Below are 19,804 nucleotides of genomic sequence, written 5' to 3' on the forward strand. Positions count from 1 at the left end.
GGGGCCGCGCCGATGACAAACCCTGTCGCCACGCATGTGCTGGAACTGGAACATATTTCGTTGTCATTCAAGGGCGTCAAAGCCGTCACCGACATCAGTTTCCGAGTAGCCACGGGTGAAATCTGCGCCCTGATCGGGCCCAACGGCGCCGGCAAGAGTTCGTTGTTGAACGTCATCAGTGGCGTCTACCAGGCCCAGGCCGGGTGCATCCGCTTCGACCACCAGGAGCGGCGCAGCATGCGTGCTCGCGACGTGGCGGTACGCGGCATTGCCCGGACGTTCCAGAACATTGCGCTGTTCAAGGGCATGAGCGTGCTCGACAACGTGCTCACCGGGCGTCACCTCAAGCGTCGCAGCAGCTGGATCGAACAAGCCCTGCGCATCGGCCGGGCGCGGGACGAGGACGATCGGCAGCGCGAAGCGGCAGAGCGGGTGATCGAGTTCCTTCACTTGCAGCCGTGGCGCGACGTGCTGGTCGGCACCTTGCCCTACGGCTTGCAGAAGCGGGTGGAACTGGCTCGCGCCCTGGCGGCGGAGCCTCGGCTGTTGCTGCTGGATGAACCCATGGCCGGGATGAATGCCGACGAGAAGCAGCAGATGAGCCGGTTCATTGTCGACATCAACCGTGAGCTGGGCACCACCGTGGTGTTGATCGAGCACGACATCGGCGTCGTCATGGACATCAGCCACCACGTGGTGGTGCTGGACTACGGTCGCAAGGTCGGTGACGGCACGCCCGACGCGGTACGGCAGAACCCCGAGGTCATTTCGGCCTACCTGGGCACTCGCCACTGACATTCACTATTGGAGGCTTTCCCGACCGGGAAGGCAGGCAAGTTGTGCCCGCAGAACAGGAACAGGCATGGAATTTTTCTTTGAAGTATTGATTGGCGGGTTGCTGGCAGGGGTGATGTACGCCCTGGTCGCCATCGGCTTCGTGCTGATCTACAAGGCCTCCGGGGTGTTCAATTTTGCCCAGGGCGCCATGGTGCTGTTTTCCGCGCTGACCTTCGTCAGCCTCCTGGAGCGCGGCGTGCCTTTCTGGCTGGCGTTCCTCATCAGCCTGGCGGCGATGGTGATCATCGCCGTGGCGGTGGAGCGCGTGGTGCTGCGCCCGCTGGTCAACCGTTCGCCCATCACGCTGTTCATGGCCACCCTCGGGCTGTCCTACGTCATCGAAGGCTTCGCCCAGGCGCTGTGGGGCGCGCAGGTGCATGGCCTGGAACTGGGCATCAGCGACGAGCCGCTGGAACTGGGAGGGCTGTTGCTGTCGCAGTTCGACCTGTTCGCCGCACTGACGGCGGCGTCGCTGGTGCTGGTGCTGTCGTGGCTGTTCAACCGCACCCGGCTGGGCCTGGCGCTGCGAGCGGTGGCCGATGATCCGCTGGCGGCCCTGGCCGTGGGGATCCGCTTGCAGCGCGTGTGGGTGGTGGTGTGGTCGGTGGCGGGGTTTGTCGGGCTGGTCGCCGGCCTGCTCTGGGGCGCTCGCCTGGGGGTTCAGTTTTCGCTGTCGCTGGTGGTGCTCAAGGCGTTGCCGGTGCTGATCATCGGCGGCTTCACGTCCATCAGCGGCGCGATTGTCGGCGGGCTGATCATCGGTGCCTCGGAAAAACTGGCGGAGGTGTACCTCGGACCGGTGATCGGCAGCGGCATCGAAAACTGGTTCCCCTACGTGCTGGCGCTGTTGTTCCTGTTGGTGCGTCCGGCGGGGTTGTTTGGCGAACGTGCCATCGAGCGAGTCTAGAAGGGGAAAGCAGCATGTTCTATCGAGAAGCCGGCCAGTTCACGACGCACTATGCTGAAGGCCGCCGTGTCTTCGCCCTGCGCCAGGATCGCCACGGGCTCGTCGCCTTGCTGCTGGTGGCTTTCATCGGCGTGCCCTGGCTCGGCAACGACTATTGGCTCAGCGCGATCCTGATTCCGTTCCTGGTGCTGTCCCTGGCCGGCCTGGGGCTGAACCTGCTGACCGGTTACGCCGGGCAGTTGTCGCTCGGTTCCGCGGCGTTTATGGCGGTGGGGGCCTTTGCCACCTACAACCTGGAAATACGCGTCAGCGCCTTGCCATTGCTGGTCAGTATCGCCCTGGGTGGCTTGACGGCGGCACTGGTGGCGGTGGTGTTCGGCTTGCCCAGCCTGCGCATCAAGGGCTTCTATCTGCTGGTCTCGACCCTGGCGGCGCAGTTTTTCGTGACCTGGGCGCTGACCCGCTATAGCTGGTTTTCCAACAACAGCGCCTCGGGCGTCATCAGCGCGCCGCCGCTGAGCGTGTTCGGCTGGAACCTGGACGCCCCGGCCGGGCGCTACCTGCTCACCCTGAGTGTGGTGGTGGCGTTGTTCTGGCTGGGCAAGAACCTGGTGCGCAGCGAACTGGGGCGCAGTTGGATGGCGGTGCGCGACATGGACGCCGCTGCTGCGGTCATCGGGATTCCATTGGCGAAGACCAAATTGCTGGCCTTCGCCATCAGCGGATTTTTCCTCGGGGTGGCCGGTGCGCTCTGGGCCTTCGCGTACCTGGGTACGGTGGAGCCCCATGGGTTCGATCTCAATCGTTCGTTCCAGATCCTGTTCATCATCATTATCGGCGGCCTCGGCAGCTTGCTGGGCAACTTCCTCGGCGCCGCGTTCATCGTCCTGTTTCCCATCCTGCTCTCGAACCTGGCGGCGCTGCTGCCCGGCGGGCTGATCGACGCCGGCCAGGTGGAGAACCTGCAGAAGATGATCTTCGGTGCCCTGATCATCCTGTTCCTGATCAAGGAACCAGAAGGCCTGGCGCGCCTCTGGCGGCGCTTGCGCGAACGCGCGCGGCGATGGCCGCTGCGCTACTGAAGGACGTGCACCTACCCATTTTCGCAGTGACTGATACCTACAAGGAAAACCCGATGTTCAAACGATCACTCGCCAGCCAACTGGCATTGGCGCTCAGCTTCACCGTCGCGGCCTTCACTGTCCAGGCGGACAACGAGCAGTACTTCCCGCTGCAAAGCTATCGCGTCGGCCCTTACGCGGCCGGTGGGAGCGGGTTTTTCGGCGGCTTTATCGACTACCTCAAGTACGTCAATGCCAACGGCGGCGTGAACGGCGTCAAGCTGACCTGGAGCGAATGCGAAACCGAGTACGTGGTGGAAAAAGGCGTCGAATGCTACGAGCGCCTGAAGAAAGGCTTGAACGGCGCGCCGGCAGCGGCGACCAACCCGCTGTCGGTGGGCATCGCCTACGCCACGCTGGAACGTTCGACAGCCGACAAACTGCCGCTGATCACCATCAACCACGGGCGCACGGATTCCACCGACGGCAGCGTGTTCCCGTACGTTTTCCCGTTGCAGTTGAACCCGTATTCCGAGGTGTCGGCGATCATCAACTACATCGGTCAGCGGGCCGGTGGGCTGGATAAGCTCAAGGGTTTGAAGATCGTCACCCTGTACCACGGCTCGCCCTACGGCAAGGAAACCAACGAGGTCTTGCAGACCCTGGCCGACAAGTACGGCTTTGCGTTGACCCTGCTGGAAGTGCCGCACCCGGGCAACGAACAGCAATCGCAATGGTTGAACATCCGCCGGGAAAAACCCGATTGGGTGATCCTGCGCGGCTGGGGCGTGATGAACCCGGTGGCGTTGAAGACCGCGCAGAAAGTCGGTTTCCCGGCCGATCACATCATCGGCAATATCTGGAGCAACTCCGAGGATGACGCCGCGCCAGCCGGTGCCGCCGCCAAAGGCTTCATCGCCATCACCACGCACCCTTCGGGCACCGACTTCCCGGTCCTGCAGGGCATCAAGCAGCAAGTGGTCGACGCAGGTCACGGCGACCTGGCCGACCCCAAGCGGTTCGGCACCGTGTATTACAACCTGGGCGTGGTCAACGGCATCCTCAACGTCGAAGCCGTGCGCATCGCCCAGCAGAAGTTCGGCAAGCAGCCGTTGACCGGCGAGCAGGTGCGCTGGGGCTTCGAGCACCTCAAGCTCGACGACGCCCGGCTCAAGGAATTGGGAGCGCTAGGGCTGGTGCAGCCGTTGCAATTGTCGTGCTCGGACCATGAAGGCGGTGGCGCGGTGCGCTTCCAGCAATGGGACGGCAGCCAATGGAAGCTGATCAGTGACTGGGTGCAGGCCGACCGCGCCTTGCTGCGGCCGATCATCGAAGCATCGTCCCATCAGTACGCCCGGGAAAAGGGCCTGACCCCGCGTGATTGCAGCAAGGAATCCTGAGGCATCAAGGCGATCAGCGCATGTGCGTCCGGTCGCCCCTGGACGAGGTGAAACCCCATGACGATCAACACGCCGATCCTGCAGATCGATGACATTGAAGTGCTCTACGAACAGACCATCCTGGCGGTGCGCAACGTCTCGCTGACGGTGCCGACCGGGCAGGTGGTGGTGCTGTTGGGGGCCAATGGCGCAGGCAAGAGCACCACGTTGAAGGCGGCGTCCAACCTAGTACGCGCCGAAAAGGGCGAAGTGGTGCGCGGACGGATCGTTTATCAGGGCGCGGAGGTGACCCACAGTGCCCCTCACACCCTGGCGGCGAACGGCCTGGTGCAGGTGCTGGAGGGCCGGCATTGCTTTGCCCAACTGACCGTGGAGGAAAACCTTTTGGCCGGTGCCCTGGCGCGCCAGGCTCCGCGGCGCCAGTTGCTGGCCGACCTGGAGTGGGTCTATGGTCATTTCCCGCGTTTGAAGCTGCGGCGCAACAGCCTGGCCGGTTACACCTCCGGCGGCGAGCAACAGATGATCGCCATCGGCCGCGCGTTGATGGCCAAGCCGCGATTGGTCTTGCTGGACGAACCGTCGATGGGGCTAGCCCCGCAGGTCGTCGAGGAGATCTTCGCCATCATTCACCAGCTCAACCGGCATGACGGCGTCAGCTTCCTGGTCGCCGAGCAAAACATCAACGTTGCCCTGCGTCACGCGCACTACGGCTATGTGCTGGAAAGCGGTCGCGTGGTGAGCGAAGGCAGCGCCGGGCAACTGGCGGCCCGCAGCGATCTCCAGGATTTCTACCTGGGCGCGCGGACCGGTGGCGCGGGGCGCCAGGCTGTGAGTGCCGGTGCGGTTTCAGGTTGACAGGTTGATCACCTGGCCGTCCCGGGTGTCGAGTGGGGAGCGACGTCGGTTGACCACCAGTTCGCCGATCTTGATCAGCAGGCTGCGGGTGACATTGCGGCTGAGCCCCAACAGTTGCGCGGTATGGACCTGGTTGCAGTTGGCGTAACGGTAGGCGGCGCGCAACAGCTCGGCTTCGACCTTTTCATGCAAGTCGCCCTGTTCCTGTTCGAGCAGTTTTTCCAGGGCTCTTTGCAACAGCGCCTCGGGGTCTTGCGGCAGGCACGCCTGGGTGGTGTCCTGGCGTTCGATGCGCAGGTTCGACAAATGCAGGTCCTGCACGCCGATCACCCGGTGACGGCAGATCAGCAAGGTGTGATGGATGACATTTTCCAGCTCACGGATGTTGCCTGGCCAGGAATAGTCGAGCAGTTTGCGCTGCGCCTGGACGTCCAGGGTCACGTCGCCGAGGCCGAGCTTGCGGCTGTACTCGGCGATGAAATGGCGGATCAGCGGCAGGATGTCGCCGGGCCGCTCGCGCAGCGGCTTGAGCACCAGGGTGACCACGTTGAGGCGGTAGTAGAGGTCTTCGCGAAAATGGCCGGCGTTGATGGCTTTTTCCAGCTGCACGTTGGTGGCCGCGAGCACCCGCACGTTGATCCTGATGCTCTTGCGCGAACCCAGGCGTACCACCTCGCGCTCTTGCAGCACACGGAGCAACTTGACCTGGATGGGCAGCGGCAGGTCACCGATTTCATCGAGGAACAGCGTGCCGCCATCGGCTTCCTCGAACCAGCCGGCCTTGGCGGTCAGCGCGCCGGTGAAGGCACCTTTCTCGTGCCCGAACAGCTCGGCTTCGACCAGCGTTTCGGAAAAGGCCCCGCAGTTGACCGCAATGAACGGCTTGTCGCGGCGGGCGCTGAGGTTGTGCACGTGGCGGGCCACCAACTCTTTGCCGGTGCCGGTCTGGCCGATGATCAGCACGCTGGCGTCACTGGGGGCGACTTGTTGCAAATGAGCCAGCAAGGCACGAGAGCTGGGGTCCTCGAAGACCTGGGCCGTTGCGCGGATCGACGTGGCCAGGCTGGGGGAGGGGGGGAGCGTGAGGAGTTGCATGGCGATGGCACCCGTTGATGAGATTGAGGTCGGGTGAGGACCAACACTCCTTGATGGCAGCACCCCGCGAGCCATTCGGCTTAAGATTTAATCTAAATGATCTAAGAAATTGTTAATAAATAACCTTTAGTTATTTGCTTAAAGCCATCGCCACGCGGCGACGCGGTGTCGGTCAGATCGTTGCAAAGGAGACTGTCTGTAAAAACATTTATTGACTAAAAGAAATTATCGGATAATTATTTCCCTGCATCTGCTTTCACGCAGAGTCACTGTTCAGGGGCAACCCCGATGAGTCAGAACACCCTGCCAGCCTTGGCAAGCCTTTACGTCGAGGCCAACGAATCTTCCTTGCACGCCGCCCGCCACGGGCCATTGCTCATGCAGGGCTTTCCCGCCGAACCCCACCACCGCGTCACCTGGAACAACTGGATGCGGCCCCCGTTCAACCAATGGGGGTTTCGCAACCTGGCACGCCTGCGTCCCACCATCGACGTGCAGGCGGGCAGCGGGCCGCTCAGTGAGTTCAAGCAGGCGCCACAGCCCTTGGACAAGCTGCACTTCGACAGCGAATGCGGCTTGAGCATCAGCGTGATCGACCACCTGGTCGCCAGCCAGACCGACGCCTTCCTGGTGCTGCAGGGCGACACGGTGCTGTATGAGCGCTACTTCAACGGGCAGCGTCCCGAGGACCGGCACGTCATGTTTTCGGTGACCAAGTCGCTGGTCGGCACCTTGGGCGAGCAACTGGTGTGCGACGGTGTGCTGGACCCGACATTACCCGCTGCCTTCTACGTGCCGGAGCTGGCGGGCAGCGCGTTCGGCGATGCCACCGTGCGCCAGTTGTTCGACATGGCGGTGGGTATCGACTACAGCGAAGTCTACGAAGACCCGGATTCCGAGAGCTCCCAGTACGGCTATGCCTGCGGGTTCCAGCCGGCGCCGGCGCAATACGCGCAGTTCGAGTCGCTGTATCAGTTCCTGCCGTCCCTGAAAAAGCGCGGCCAGCACGGCGGCTTCTTCAGCTACGTGACGGCGACCACCGAAGCCTTGGCCTGGGTCATGGAGCGGGCCAGTGGCAAGGCCTGTCACCAGTTGCTGCAAACCGTATGGCGCCAGTTGGGCTGCGAGCGCGACGGCTACTTCATGGCCGATCCGTGGGGCCGCAGCGTGGCCGGCGCCGGTTTCAGCGCGACGTTGCGGGACATGGCGCGTTTCGGACGCCTGCTGGCCAACGACGGCCGCCAGGGCGAACGACAACTGCTCTCGGCCGAGACGGTGGCCCGCATCGCCGCCGGTGCCGACCCGGCGGTCTATGCGACGTCAGCCGACTTCCACGCCTGGACCCCCGGCGCGTCCTACCGCAGCCAGTGGTACGTCTTCAACGACCACAGCCAGGCGATCATGGCCGGTGGCATTCATGGCCAATACCTGTTTGTCGACAAACCTTCCGGCGTGGTGATCGTCAAGCAGTCTTCGCTGGATGACGCCATCGGCCCGTTCGACACCGACAGCGTACGCATGCTGCGAGCCATCGCCGCGCAACTGCGCGACTGACCCGCGCCCGACGATAAGAAACCTGCGTTCCATTCACCTGGCCTGGCCAGGTGTTGGGCGACGCTTTGCGCCGCCATTCACTGCCCTGTAACAACAATAATCACACAGGAGCTCCAAATGGTTTCCATGATGCGTTTGTCCCGAACGTTGCTGGCGTTCGGGTTACCCCTGACCACCCAAGCGGTCCTGGCGGGCTACACGTTCGAGGACGGCAACCTCAAGGGCGAGGCCAACCTGACGGCGGGCGGCGCCATCCTCTCGACCCGCCAGGTCAATTTCGGCGCGGGCCGGATCGATCTGCGCAGCCGCCGCAACGACGGCACGAAAATCGATTGGCAAGAGTTCTACCTCAAGCCCGGCGTCAAGCTCGAATATGCCTTGCAGCCCGACTTCAGCCTGTTGGCCGGGGGCTCGCTGGTGGCGGCGACGACCCTGGGCGACGGCGACGCCGGTGGCTTCACACGGCGTTCCGACGGCGAGGTCTCCACTGAAGAGTTCTATGGCGGTTTTCGCGCCGGGGAGTGGACCTTCACGGCCGGGCGCCAAAACTACATGATCGGCACCGGTTTCATTGTCATGGACGGCGACCTCGACCAGTTCAAGGACGGCGCCTATTGGCTCGCGCCAAGAACCGCCTTCAAGGAATCGGCGCTGTTGGCCTGGGACCATGGCGCATTGAAGACCCAAGCTTTCTCCTTGCGCACTGACGGCGACCTGGGCGACTTCCGCATGACCGGCGCCAACCTCGACTACAACCTCGCCGACCAGGTGACGCTCGGGGCCATGGCCATGAAGGTCAATGCCCTGGGCCCCAAGGGCGCGACGCCGCTGCGCCGCGACGGCATGCAGGTGTACAACGTCCGGGCGCTCAACGCCAAGGTGCCGGGCGTGCCGGCGCTGACGCTCAACGCTGAATATGCCGTAGAGCGCGGGCACGGCGAAGGCGTCGACTATGACGCCGAGGCCTGGTACGCCCAGGCCGACTATGCCTTCGAAAACGTGCCGCTGACCCCGATCATCGGCTATCGCTACACCCACTTTTCCGGGGACGACAACCTCGCCGACAACCGTCAGGCGTCCTGGGACCCGCTCAGCAAGGGTTATGTCGACTGGGGCACCTGGCTGGTGGGCGATGTGGTCGGCAACTACCTGCTGTTCAACAGCAATGAAAATGTCCAGCAGTTCTCCCTCAAGACGCACCTCAACGAAACGCTGACCTTGGGAACGATCCACTACCAGTTTTGGCTGGACGAAAAAAACTACATGGGGGCCGCCGTCAATGACCGGCGTTTTGCCGACGAGAGCGTCGTCTTCCTTGATTGGGCGCCGTCCAGGGCGCTGGTGACGTCGCTGTCCTATAACTGGGTCAAGCCCATGGCCGCGGCCAAGCAGGTGTTTGGCGATGACCAGACATTCAGCGCACTGGAAATGTCCTTTACCTACCGCTATTAAGTGTCGCGAGCCTTCGCAGCCGCGCTGGAGTTTTTCCCATGTACAAGTCGTTGCGTAACACCTTGCTGGGCGGTTTGATTTCATTGTTGGTCAGCGGCGCGGGGATGGCCGACGAACGCACGGTGCGGATCTACAACTGGATCGAGTACCTGCCGCCGGAAATCCTCAAGAGCTTCCAGGAAGAAACCGGTATTCGCCCGATCTACGACGTATTCGACAGTGTCGAGACCCTGGAGTCCAAGCTGTTGACCGGCAACTCCGGGTATGACGTGGTCTACCCGAGCAGCTCCAACGTCAGCCACCTGATCGCCGCCGGTGCCGTCCAGCCACTGGACCGCAGCCAATTGCCCAACTGGCAGCACCTGGACCCGGAGTTCATGAAGTCCCTCGAAGCGGTGGGCGACACCGGTAACCGCTACGCCGTGCCGTACCTCTGGGGCACCACGTTGATCGGCTACAACGTCGACAAGGTGCGCAAGGCGCTGGGCGCCGATGTGCAGATGAACAGCTGGGACATCATCTTCAAGGAACAGAATCTATCCCGGCTGGCCAGCTGTGGCGTGGGCTTTCTCGATGCCGCCAACGAAATCATCCCGATCGCCTTGCACTACGAAGGCCTCGATCCCAATAGCCTGAAGCGCGAGGACTACCCGAAGGCCCAGGCCGCGATGCTGAAGATTCGCCCCTACATCAACTATTTCAGCTCATCGCGCTACGGCATGGACCTGGCCAACGGTGATGTGTGCGTCGCCGTGGGCTGGTCCGGCGGCGTGGCCCTGGCCAAGCAACTGGCCGATGCCGCGGGGAAGGGCGTCAAGGTCGAGATGGCCTTGCCGAAGGAGGGCGCGCCGGTGTGGTCGGACGTGATGATGGTGCCGACCAATGCCCCTCACACCCAAGAGGCCTACGCCTTCATCAACTACATCCTGCGCCCGGACGTGATTGCCCGGATCAGCAACAAGATCGGCTACCCCAACCCCAACAAGGATGCCACCGCGCTGGTGAATGCCGAGATCCGCAACAACCCCGCCATGTACGTGCCGGACGAAGCCCGCAAGACGCTGTTTGCCCTGGAGCCGGTGCCGGCCGCCGTCGAGCGGATCCGCACGCGCACCTGGACCACCATCAAGAGCAATCGCTGAGCAGGCTGGCCCGGCGTCGTGGCGCCGGGCCTTTCCCATGGCTTAATCAGGCCCGCATGCCATGGAACAGCAGTTCGGTGATCCGCCGGACCTGGCTGGAGTGAGCCTCGACATCCGGCTGTTGCTGGTTGACCAGCCGATACAGTTGTAGGTGTGAATAGTCATTGAGCAGGAAGGCGGCCAGTTCCACGTCGAGGTCGGCGCGCAGCTTGCCGGCCGCTTGCAACTCCCTGAGCAGGCCGCTGATTTCGGCTCGCAGCGCATCGTTCATGGCGCGATAGCCTTCGGGCAAATCGTTGTCGCCCCCGAACAGGATCAGCGGCAGCAGTTCGCGCCACAGGCTCGGGTGCATGACCTCCAAGGCGTACCCGGTCAGTAATCGCTCCAGGTAACACATTGCCTCGACCGGGTCTTCAATCCCGGGGATCTGGCTGCGGGTGTCCTTGAGCGCGCGCTGGTCGGCTTCGTGGAGAATTTCCAGGATGATTTCCTGCTTGTTGCCGAAGTACTTGAACACGGTGGGCGCCGAGACGCCGGCCTGGCTGGCGATCTGTTCGATGGTGGTGTCCTGGTAGCCCTGGCGCTCGAACAGTTCGATGGCCGCTTTGCTGATGGCTTGCCGTCGTTCGGCTTTCTGGCGTTCACGCAGTCCGCTCACGGGAGGTCCTTGTCTGGGAGAGAAGAGGCGGCCGCCGCACTCCACCGTCCCTCTGCCGCAAAGGTGGGGGCGAGCGGGCTTCCGCATACCTGTGCAAAATACTTAACTGGATAAAATATTTGAAGCACTCATTTCAAATACTGGCCTTTTGGCTCGGCTCTGGAGGGGGGCCGGCAGTGGCGAGATCAGGCACTGAGGCGGCGCGCTCAGGTAATTTGCCCCGTTGGCAAGGCAGGTAACGTGACGCGTCATTCCATCCGGTTACACAGATACGTAAAGGGGGGACCAGGAAAAACCGGAAGTTAGCGCTTCAAGAGGGGCAGTCACCCACTGATCCCTGTCTACGCCTCAATGCCGATCAAAAGAGAATAAGAAAATGACCAGCCCCAGCTTCAAGGATTCGAACGGCCATCTGGCGCAGGGCTTCAAGCCTCGTCACGTCACCATGCTGTCCATCGCCGGGATCATCGGCGCGGGCCTGTTCGTCGGCTCCGGACACGCTATCGCCGCCGCCGGCCCGGCCGTCTTGCTGGCTTATCTGTTTTCCGGGCTGTTGGTGGTCCTTGTCATGCGCATGCTGGGTGAAATGGCGGTGGCCAACCCGGACACCGGATCCTTTTCCACCTACGCCGACCAGGCCATCGGCCGTTGGGCGGGCTTCACCATCGGCTGGCTCTACTGGTGGTTCTGGGTGCTGGTGATACCGATCGAGGCGCTGGCTGCCGGGCATGTCCTGAACCAGTGGTTTCCGGCCGTGGACGCCTGGGTGTTTGCCTCGGCGTCCATTGTCCTGTTGGCCGTGACCAACCTGTTCAGCGTGGCCAAGTACGGGGAGTTCGAGTTCTGGTTCGCGATGGCCAAGGTGGTGGCGATCATCGGTTTCATTTCCCTGGGAGGTGCCGTGTTGATGGGCTGGATCCCCGAGCGGGAAGCCAGCGGCCTGAGCCGCTTGATGGAAGAACACGGCGGGTTCGCGCCCAACGGCCTGTCGGCGGTGGTTGGTGCTTTCATCACCATCATGTTCAGCTTCATCGGCACCGAGGCGGTGACCATCGCGGCGGCCGAGTCCAACGATCCGGCCCAGAACATCGCCAAGGCGACCCGGTCGGTGATCTGGCGAATCGGGGTGTTCTACCTGCTGTCGATCTTCGTGGTCATTTCCGTGGTGCCTTGGAACGATCCGCTGCTGGCGTCCGTGGGCTCCTACCAGCGTGCGCTGGAACTGATGAACATTCCCCACGCCAAGCTCATGGTTGATGCGGTGGTGCTGATTGCCGTGGCCAGTTGCATGAACTCCTCGATCTACATCGCCTCACGCATGCTGTATTCCCTGGGGCGCCGCGGTGATGCGCCGAAGGCGCTGAAAGTGACGTCCGCGGCCGGTGTCCCGCGCTCGGCGGTGATCGCCAGCACTGTGCTGGGGGCAGGGGTCACCTTGTTCAGCTACTTCATGCCGGCGGGGCTGTTCCAGTTCCTGCTCGCCAGCTCCGGCGCCATCGCATTGCTGGTGTACCTGGTAATTGCCATTTCCCAGCTGCGCATGCGCAGGATGCTGCATCGGCAGAACGTCGAGCTGGCTTTTCACATGTGGCTGTTCCCGTGGCTGACCTGGCTGGTGATCGTGTTCATCTCGGCGGCGCTGGCGGTGATGATGGTGACGCCCGAACACCGCAGTGAAGTGAGCACCACCCTGGGGCTGGCGCTGGTGATTTCGTTCATCGGGCTGGTGACTTCCCGGCAGCATGCGCAGCCCGAACGGGCCGCTTCCCTCGGATAGTCCGGCGGCGTTTTTCGCCCGCTTGGCGCCACGTTGCTGGCGCCAAGAAATCCACACCCGGGGCCCGTTCGAGGCCCCGAAAACCCTGGCTTGCAGCACAACCCTCCCGCTGGTCACCCACTGTAAAAACCCAGCCTGTCGAACCGGCACTAACCGGTAGCGGCGTTGTCAGTTATTGGCGCCTGTAGCGACGAGGATCGTCACTGAAAGCGACGTGAGTGTTTTCTCCAATGCCTCCGGGCAGAAAGCGCGCGATGGATTGCGTCTTGGACCGACTCTTTCTTTTGCGGGCGACATTCTATGGGTTTGCTTCTCGATCCGCGTCATGACATTGATGCCGCTTTACTGAGCTATCGCCGGGTTTTCTGGTCGCTTGCGCTGTTCAGCGGGGTGATCAACCTGCTGGTGCTGGTGCCGTCCCTGTACATGATGCAGGTGTACGACCGCGTGCTCACCAGTCGCAACGAAACCACGCTGTTCATGCTCACCTTGATCGCCCTGGGCCTGTTCCTGTTCAGTGCGTTGATCGAGTGGGTGCGCGGGGAGGTGATGATCCGCATGAGCGCCGGGCTCGACGATGCCCTCGGCGAGCGGATCTTCGACGCGGCCTTCGCCCGCAGCCTGCGCGAGCACAACGCCAACCCGGCCCAGGTGCTCACCGACCTGGCCACGCTGCGGCAACTGATCACCGGCCAGGGCCTGATCGCGTTGCTCGATGCGCCATGGCTGCCGATCTTCCTGTTGGTGGCGTTCATCTTTCATCCCTGGTTCGGCGTGTTGACGTTGATCCTCGCCCTGGTGCTGGTCGGCCTGGCGCTGTGGGGGGAACTGGCGACGCGCACGCGCCTGGGGGAAGCCAATCGGTTGGGGGTGCAATCGGCGGTTTACGTCAACAGCACCTTGCACAACGCCGAAGTGATCCAGGCCCTGGGCATGCTCGGGCCGTTGCGCCAACGCTGGAGCCTGTTGCAGCAGCGCATCATTGCGGCCCAGGCCCACGCCAGCGATCGCGGTGCGCGCATCACCTCGGCGACGCGTTTCGTGCGCATCTCGGGCCAGTCGTTGTCATTGGGGCTGGGCGCGCTGCTGGTGCTGGAAGGGCAGTTGTCGGCAGGCATGATGATCGCGATGTCGCTGTTGCTGGGACGGGCCCTGGCGCCGGTGGAAATCGCCATCGGTTCGTGGAAGCAATTCAACGCCGGGCGCCAGAGCTACCAGCGCTTGAGCCAGTTGTTGGCCCAGCATCCGCGCGAACGCCTGCGCATGCCGTTGCCGCCCCCCAGCGGCGCGGTGCGCCTTGAGCAACTGTACGTCGGTACGCCGGGTGCCACGCAGCCGATTCTGCGGGGCATCCAGTTCAGCCTGGCCAAAGGGGACGTGCTGGCCGTTGTCGGGCCCAGCGCCAGCGGTAAATCGACCCTCGCCAGGGCACTGGTTGGCGTCTGGCCGGCCATGGGCGGCTCGGTGCGCCTGGACGACGCCGAGATCAGCCAGTGGACCCACGACGCCCTGGGCCCGCACCTGGGCTACCTGCCCCAGGACATCGAACTGTTCGACGGCAGCGTGGCCGACAACATCGCTCGCTTCGGCGAACAGGACGCGGACAAGATCATCGCCGCCGGACGCCTGGCCGGGATCCACGAGATGATCCTGCGTTTTCCCAAGGGCTACGACACGCCGCTGGGCCCTGGTGGGCTGGGCTTGTCCGGCGGGCAGAAACAGCGTCTCGGGCTGGCTCGCGCGCTCTACGGGCGGCCGGCGCTGATCGTGCTCGATGAACCCAACTCCAACCTCGATGAAGCCGGCGAACTGGCGCTGGTGCAGGCCATCAACGCGCTCAAGGCGGCGGGCAGCACGGTGGTGCTGATCACCCACCGGCCGAACGTGCTGGCGGTGGTCGATCACATCCTGGTGCTCAAGGACGGCACGCAACAGGCGTTCGGCCCCCGGGACCGGGTTCTCAAGGCGTTGATGCCGGGGCCGAGGCCGGCCGCGGTGAGGGAGGCAGGCAAAGATGCGTGATCTGACGCCGGGAGCGCACACCTACAGCGAGCACGGGGTGAGTGTTCGCAGCAGCTCGACCCTGCCCACCGCCAGCACCGATGCCCGTGGCGCGGCGCGCTATGGTGTCGGTTTCCTGGTGCTCGCCCTGGGCGGCTTCCTGCTCTGGGCCTGCCTGGCGCCGCTCGATCAGGGTGTGGTGGGCAGCGGCACCGTGGTGGTGGCGGGCGAGCGCAAGGCGGTGCAGTCGCTGGTCGGCGGGGTGGTGGAAAAACTGTTGGTCAGCGACGGCGATCGCGTCACCCAAGGGCAGTTGCTGGTGCAGCTCAACACCGTGCAGGCACAGTCGCAACTGGACGTAACCCTGGGCAAGTTGCTCAACGACCGCAGCATCGAGGCACGGCTGATTGCCGAGCGCCTGGGCAATGCCGAGATCCAATGGCCGCCGGAGCTGCTGGCGCGTGCCGACGAGCCGCGGGTCAAGGCGTCCATGGCGTTGCAGAGCCAACTGTTCCTGACCCGGCGCGCCGAGCTGGGCAGCCGCTTGCAGATCATCGAGCACGAGGCCGCGGCGTTGCAGCAGCAGTTGCTGGGCTACGAAGGCGTGAAGCGCAACTACGACGCGCAGATGCGTTTCCAGCAGCAGGAGCTCGAAGGGCTGCGTGACCTGGCGCGGGAGGGCTACGTGCCGCGCAACAAACTCTTCGAGGCTGAGCGCAACGCGGCGCAACTGGCCGGGCAGATCGCCTCGGGCGTCGGCGACGTCGGCAGGACGCGCCAGGCCATCAACGAAAGCCGGCTCAAGGCCTTGCAGGCGCAGCAGGAGTTTCGTCGGGACGCCGAAACCCAGCTCAGCGAAGTCTCGGCCGAAGCCGCAGGCTATGCCGATCAGATTCGCGCCTTGCAGTTCGAAGTCGACAACGGGGCGATCCGCGCGCCGGTGTCCGGGCAAGTCATGGACGTGAACATTCATACCGTCGGCGGCGTGGCGCAAGCGGGGCAGACCTTGATGCAGGTGGTTCCACTGGACGCACCCATGGCGATCACTGCGCGTTTCGAACCGTTGATGGCCAACAAGCTGCGGCCCGGGCTGCCGGTGCATGTGCACTTCACCGCGCTGCAACGGGTCGACACGCCGACGGTCACCGGCACGGTGACGACGGTTTCGGCGGATCAGTTGATCAACGAACAGACCCACCAGCCGTATTTTTCCGCCAAGGTCGAGATCCCCGCCGAGACCGTCGCAGCGTTGCAGGGTGCCGGGCTGTTGGTCCGCCCGGGCATGCTCGCCGACGTGACGGTGGTGACGGGGGAACGCACCTTGATGAACTACCTGATGAAGCCTTTGCGCGAACGCTTGCTGGCGGCCTTCAAGGAGGAATGAGCATGACCGACCGTCACCGTTACCGCGCCCGGATGTTGCTGGGGCTGTGCACCAGTTGGGCGGTGATCGGCCCCGCCTGGGCGGCCGAAGGGGGCCTGAGCCTGACCGCTGCGTACGACGCCTCGCGGCTCAACGACCCGACCGTGCAATCGGCCGCCCATGCTTTCGATGCTTCCCGGAACGAAGAGGCGATCGGCCGGGGCGGGCTCTATCCGCAGGTGTCGTTGAGTTCACGTTATGGCTACGGCGGCCGTACCGATGGCGGCGATGACCGCAGCTATGTCAACAGTAACGACTACCAAGCGAACAGTGTCACCCTGGCGGCGCAGCAGCCGCTCTATGACAAGGGGCGCTGGGCGGCGTACCAGGAGGGCAAGGCGCGGGGGCAATTGGGCGTACAGGTGTTCGACGTTGCCGGCCAGACTTTGTATGACCGGGTCGCCAAGGGCTACTTCGACGTGGCTCGGGCCGAAAACGAAATCAAGTTGATCGCCCAGCAGAAGGCAGCGATCAACGGCCTGGTCATTCAGAGCAAGAAACTCTATCAGGGCGGCCAGGGCGCGATCACCGATATCGATGAGGCCCAGGCGCGGCTCGACCTGGTCGATGCCCAGGAGGCCGAAGCCCAGGCGCGCCGGGTGGCGGCGCTGCGGGCATTGTCCGGGCGCGCCAGTGTACCGATCGAGGACATCCAGCCCATGCGCGAGGAACTGGCCACCGCCAACCCGATTCCACCGGAGCAGGACTTGCCCTACTGGACCGCGATCGCCCGCGACGCCAGCCCCGAGTTGGCCGCGCGGCTGGCGGCGGTCAAGGTCGCCGAGGCCCAGGCCGACAGCCAGCGCGCCGGGCACTACCCGACCTTGTCCCTGACCACTCAACTGACCCGCCGGGAAACCCGCCAATACCAGGAGCTCGACCCGCGCCAGGACACTTATTACGTCGGCGTGCAACTGGACATCCCGTTGTACCGTGGCGGCGCGGTGCGTGCGTCGGTGGCCAAGGCCGAGGCGCAACTGGCCGGGGCCCAGTCCGACTACGACGTGCAACGCCAGCAACTGGCCGAGGACATCGAGACCGACTACCTGGGCGTCGTGGCGGGGTTTGCCAAGAGCAAGGCGATGCAGCGGGCGGTGGAGTCCAATCAGCGTGCGCTGACCTCGACGGAAAAAGGCTTCCAGGGCGGCGTGCGTTCCACCGTGGACATCCTCGACGCCCAGCAACGGGTGTTCCAGGCCCGTCGAGACCTGCTCAATACCAAGCTCGACATGCTGCAAAGCTACGTCAGCCTGCACACCCACACCGGCCAGATGAACCGCGCCGTGCTGGAACAGGTGCAGAACCTGTTCTAAACATCGCGGGAACCCCAGCTCTGTGTGGGAGCGGGCTTGCTCGCGAAAGCGGTGGGTCAATGATGGTGAACTTGGATGTGCCGCCGTCTTCGCGAGCAAGCCCGCTCCCACAAAAGCGCCGGGGGGATGCCCGGTATGTGCGTGAAATCCACTATCCCTGTGGGAGCGAGCTTGCTCGCGAAAGCGGTGGGTCTGTGACGGTGAGATTGGATGTGCCGCCGTCTTCGCGAGCAAGCCCGCTCCCACAAAAGCGCCGGGGGGATGCCCCCGGTCGTCAATGGCTGGAGGGCAGGAATTCGAACAAGGTCTTGCAGACGCCGGCGATGTGTTCGTCCAGGAGTTTCACCGCCCGTTCGACATCGCCGGCGCGGCAGGCGTCGAGGATTTCCCGATGCTCGTGGTCGGCGCGGTCCTTGCCGGCCGACAGGCTCATCTGCATGCGCAGGTAGCGCTCCAGTTTGTCGTGGACCGAACGGATCAGCCCCACCAGGAACGGCCGTTGTGCCGGTTCGTAGAGACAGGCATGCAATTGCCAGTTCAGCTCGGCCCAGCGGCCCACATCGTCCTCGCCGATGAACTCCCGGCAAATACTTTCCGCGCGGGCGAAGGTGTCTTCGGTCATGTTCGGGATCGCCAGGCGCAGCACCTTGTCCTCCAGCAACATGCGCACCTCGAACATCTGCGCCAGCTCCGCCTCGGAGATGCGCGTGACCATCGCCCCGCGATTGCGCTGGAACATCACCAGGCCCTCGGCCTCCAGGCGCTTGAGGGCTTCGCGTACGGGGATCTTGCTGACGTTGAACTGCCGGGCGATGTCGTCCTGGCGAATCGGCTCGTCTTCGGCAAAATGCCCGGCCACGATGGCATCGCGCAGGTGACGGGTGATGATTTCCGAAGTGGTGGGGGTGTTGCCCAGATCAGGCAGGTTGAACTTGGATAAGGTCACGGCGGCAGGTCGGCTGGTGGAGTTGGGGATATGGTATACGACTTTGCCGAAGCCAGTGTCGAGCCTTGCTGCGAGCTTTATCCCGTGGCGAGGGAGCTTGCTCCCGCTGGGCTGCGCAGCAGCCCATTTCAGTGATTGTCACTCAATTGAGCGGGAGCAAGCGCCCTCGCCACAGGTTCCACCTTGCGAACAACCACCCACCCGGTGACTAGCGATCCGACCATCAACGCCACCCCGAACAGGATCAACGCCATATCGGCGCCGAACGCGTCGGCCACCACGCCGGTGACCACCACCGGAAGACTGAAACCGATATACGCGAACAGGAAAAAACCGGCGCTGACCCGGGCCTTTTCCAGGCCGGCCATGGCCGTGATCGCCGATAACCCACCCAGGTACAGAAAACCGTAGCACGCGCTGCTGGCCCCCAGGGCGCCCAACAGCACCGCGAGCAGCGAACCGTTGCTGGCGCCCCACGCCAGTAGCGCATAGCTTATGGGCAGCACCAGCAAGCCGATGCCGGTGGCCCGGGCCGGTGGCAGGCGGCGGGCCCAGGGCTGGAAGAGCAAACCGCAACTGATCACGGTAAAGGTCGACAGGCCCGACCACTGCTGCAAGGCGTGGGCGGCCAGTACCGATGGCAATATCGCAATGACCAACCCCGAGGTGGCCCAGGCCAGCAGCATCGAAAAGCTGTAGGGCAGGCTGCCAGCGGGAAACAGCGGCAGGCGCAGCAGCGGTGCATGGCTGTTGCGCGTGGCAGGGTCCGGCAACCGGACGACCACGCCCATCGCCAGGGCCGCGAGAGTCAGTTGCAGCCAGAAACTGCCGGGAACGACGCTGTGCTGGACGATCAGGAACAGGCTGGTCAATGCCGCGCCGAGGCCGAAGCCCAGCGAGGTACTGGCGGTGACCCGGTTGGCCGCCGCGCGGGTGTCGCCGCCGGTCATCAGTTCGGTCATGTAGGCCGTCGCGGTCGCCGAAGCGAGCCCCGTGCCCACGCCCATCATCAGCCGCGCCAGGCCCAGCGCGATCAGGTTCGGCCAGATCGAGGTGACCACCGTCGCCAGCATCGACAGGCCCAGCGCCAACAGGATCAAAGGCCGGCGGCCCACTCGGTCGGCGATCCCGCCGAAGGCCAACAACACCGGCAGTACCCCCAGCACATAACAGGAGAAGGCCACCGCCGTGGCGCCGGCCCCATGACCGGAAGCCTGCGCATAGGCGGTGTACAACGGTGCCTGCAGGTTCACGGCCAGGGTGATCAGGCACAGGCCGAAAGCCAGCCCCCATGAGTGTCGATACTGTGCGTTCAAGCGCGTTCCTCAGGAAATCGTAAGTCCTGAGGACTATCACCGCCGACTCCCCCAGGAACAAGAAACA

Annotated in this window: 16 protein-coding genes; 12 read left to right on the forward strand and 4 right to left on the reverse strand. The window is 63.8% G+C overall.

The features are described 5' to 3' along the window. Positions 1-12: 12 nt before the first annotated feature. From V5F23_RS12040 to V5F23_RS12060, 5 genes are all read left to right on the forward strand, one after another. Positions 13-795, forward strand: a complete 783-nt coding sequence (locus tag V5F23_RS12040) for an ABC transporter ATP-binding protein (protein WP_042730248.1) — start codon at positions 13-15, stop codon at positions 793-795. Between the two features lie 67 nt (positions 796-862). Continuing rightward, positions 863-1,744, forward strand: a complete 882-nt coding sequence (locus V5F23_RS12045; protein WP_042730249.1) for a branched-chain amino acid ABC transporter permease — start codon at positions 863-865, stop codon at positions 1,742-1,744. Positions 1,745-1,758: 14 nt separating this feature from the next. Continuing rightward, a complete protein-coding gene (locus V5F23_RS12050; protein ID WP_042730250.1) occupies positions 1,759-2,826 on the forward strand; it encodes a branched-chain amino acid ABC transporter permease in 1,068 nt (355 codons plus the stop codon). Positions 2,827-2,879: 53 nt separating this feature from the next. After that, positions 2,880-4,205: an ABC transporter substrate-binding protein gene (locus V5F23_RS12055; protein ID WP_338498535.1), complete on the forward strand. Its 1,326-nt coding sequence runs from the start codon at positions 2,880-2,882 to the stop codon at positions 4,203-4,205. A gap of 57 nt (positions 4,206-4,262) precedes the next feature. Next, positions 4,263-5,060, forward strand: coding sequence for an ABC transporter ATP-binding protein (locus V5F23_RS12060; RefSeq protein WP_123578091.1), 798 nt, complete (start codon positions 4,263-4,265; stop codon positions 5,058-5,060). On the opposite strand, the gene V5F23_RS12065 is transcribed toward V5F23_RS12060, so the two are convergent. Next, positions 5,052-6,155 (reverse strand): sigma-54 dependent transcriptional regulator, encoded by a 1,104-nt coding sequence (locus tag V5F23_RS12065; RefSeq protein WP_338498538.1) that lies wholly within the window; start codon positions 6,153-6,155, stop codon positions 5,052-5,054. The genes V5F23_RS12060 and V5F23_RS12065 overlap by 9 nt on opposite strands. 288 nt (positions 6,156-6,443) lie before the next feature. Between V5F23_RS12065 and V5F23_RS12070 the strand changes: the two genes are divergently transcribed. The 3 genes from V5F23_RS12070 to V5F23_RS12080 all read left to right on the forward strand — a co-directional run bounded on the left by V5F23_RS12070 (position 6,444) and on the right by V5F23_RS12080 (position 10,303). Then, positions 6,444-7,709: a serine hydrolase domain-containing protein gene (locus tag V5F23_RS12070; protein ID WP_042730254.1), complete on the forward strand. Its 1,266-nt coding sequence runs from the start codon at positions 6,444-6,446 to the stop codon at positions 7,707-7,709. Between the two features lie 117 nt (positions 7,710-7,826). Then, complete coding sequence (locus tag V5F23_RS12075) at positions 7,827-9,161, forward strand: alginate export family protein (protein ID WP_047737961.1); 1,335 nt, start codon at positions 7,827-7,829, stop codon at positions 9,159-9,161. A gap of 38 nt (positions 9,162-9,199) precedes the next feature. Beyond that, positions 9,200-10,303 (forward strand): polyamine ABC transporter substrate-binding protein, encoded by a 1,104-nt coding sequence (locus tag V5F23_RS12080; protein ID WP_042730256.1) that lies wholly within the window; start codon positions 9,200-9,202, stop codon positions 10,301-10,303. A 46-nt stretch (positions 10,304-10,349) separates the two neighbouring features. Here V5F23_RS12080 and V5F23_RS12085 read toward each other — a convergent pair whose 3' ends face one another. Further along, positions 10,350-10,961 carry a TetR/AcrR family transcriptional regulator gene (locus tag V5F23_RS12085; RefSeq protein WP_042730257.1) on the reverse strand — a complete coding sequence of 204 codons (612 nt, stop codon included), beginning with the start codon at positions 10,959-10,961 and terminating at the stop codon, positions 10,350-10,352. 376 nt (positions 10,962-11,337) lie between these two features. Between V5F23_RS12085 and V5F23_RS12090 the strand changes: the two genes are divergently transcribed. The 4 genes from V5F23_RS12090 to V5F23_RS12105 all read left to right on the forward strand — a co-directional run bounded on the left by V5F23_RS12090 (position 11,338) and on the right by V5F23_RS12105 (position 17,475). Next, entirely contained in the window at positions 11,338-12,738 is a 1,401-nt protein-coding gene (locus V5F23_RS12090; protein ID WP_042730258.1) for an amino acid permease, read from the forward strand. Positions 12,739-13,038: 300 nt separating this feature from the next. Next, the gene (locus V5F23_RS12095; protein WP_042730259.1) at positions 13,039-14,760 is read left to right on the forward strand and encodes a type I secretion system permease/ATPase; all 1,722 of its coding nucleotides are present in this window, start codon (positions 13,039-13,041) and stop codon (positions 14,758-14,760) included. Further along, positions 14,753-16,123, forward strand: a complete 1,371-nt coding sequence (locus tag V5F23_RS12100) for an HlyD family type I secretion periplasmic adaptor subunit (protein ID WP_042730260.1) — start codon at positions 14,753-14,755, stop codon at positions 16,121-16,123. Before V5F23_RS12095 ends, V5F23_RS12100 begins: the two co-directional genes overlap by 8 nt. A 2-nt stretch (positions 16,124-16,125) precedes the next feature. Further along, positions 16,126-17,475 (forward strand): TolC family outer membrane protein, encoded by a 1,350-nt coding sequence (locus tag V5F23_RS12105; protein WP_123578098.1) that lies wholly within the window; start codon positions 16,126-16,128, stop codon positions 17,473-17,475. A 274-nt stretch (positions 17,476-17,749) separates the two neighbouring features. Here the strand turns inward: V5F23_RS12105 and V5F23_RS12110 are convergent, their stop codons facing one another. Both V5F23_RS12110 and V5F23_RS12115 read right to left on the reverse strand, forming a co-directional pair. Then, complete coding sequence (locus tag V5F23_RS12110; protein ID WP_338498545.1) at positions 17,750-18,421, reverse strand: GntR family transcriptional regulator; 672 nt, start codon at positions 18,419-18,421, stop codon at positions 17,750-17,752. A 128-nt stretch (positions 18,422-18,549) separates the two neighbouring features. Further along, a complete protein-coding gene (locus V5F23_RS12115) occupies positions 18,550-19,737 on the reverse strand; it encodes an MFS transporter (protein ID WP_338498547.1) in 1,188 nt (395 codons plus the stop codon). Between the last annotated feature and the right edge of the window lie 67 nt (positions 19,738-19,804).

Origin of the sequence: Pseudomonas sp. WP18, from assembly GCF_036689585.1 — a bacterium.
Taxonomy (GTDB): Bacteria; Pseudomonadota; Gammaproteobacteria; order Pseudomonadales; family Pseudomonadaceae; genus Aquipseudomonas; species Aquipseudomonas chlororaphis_E.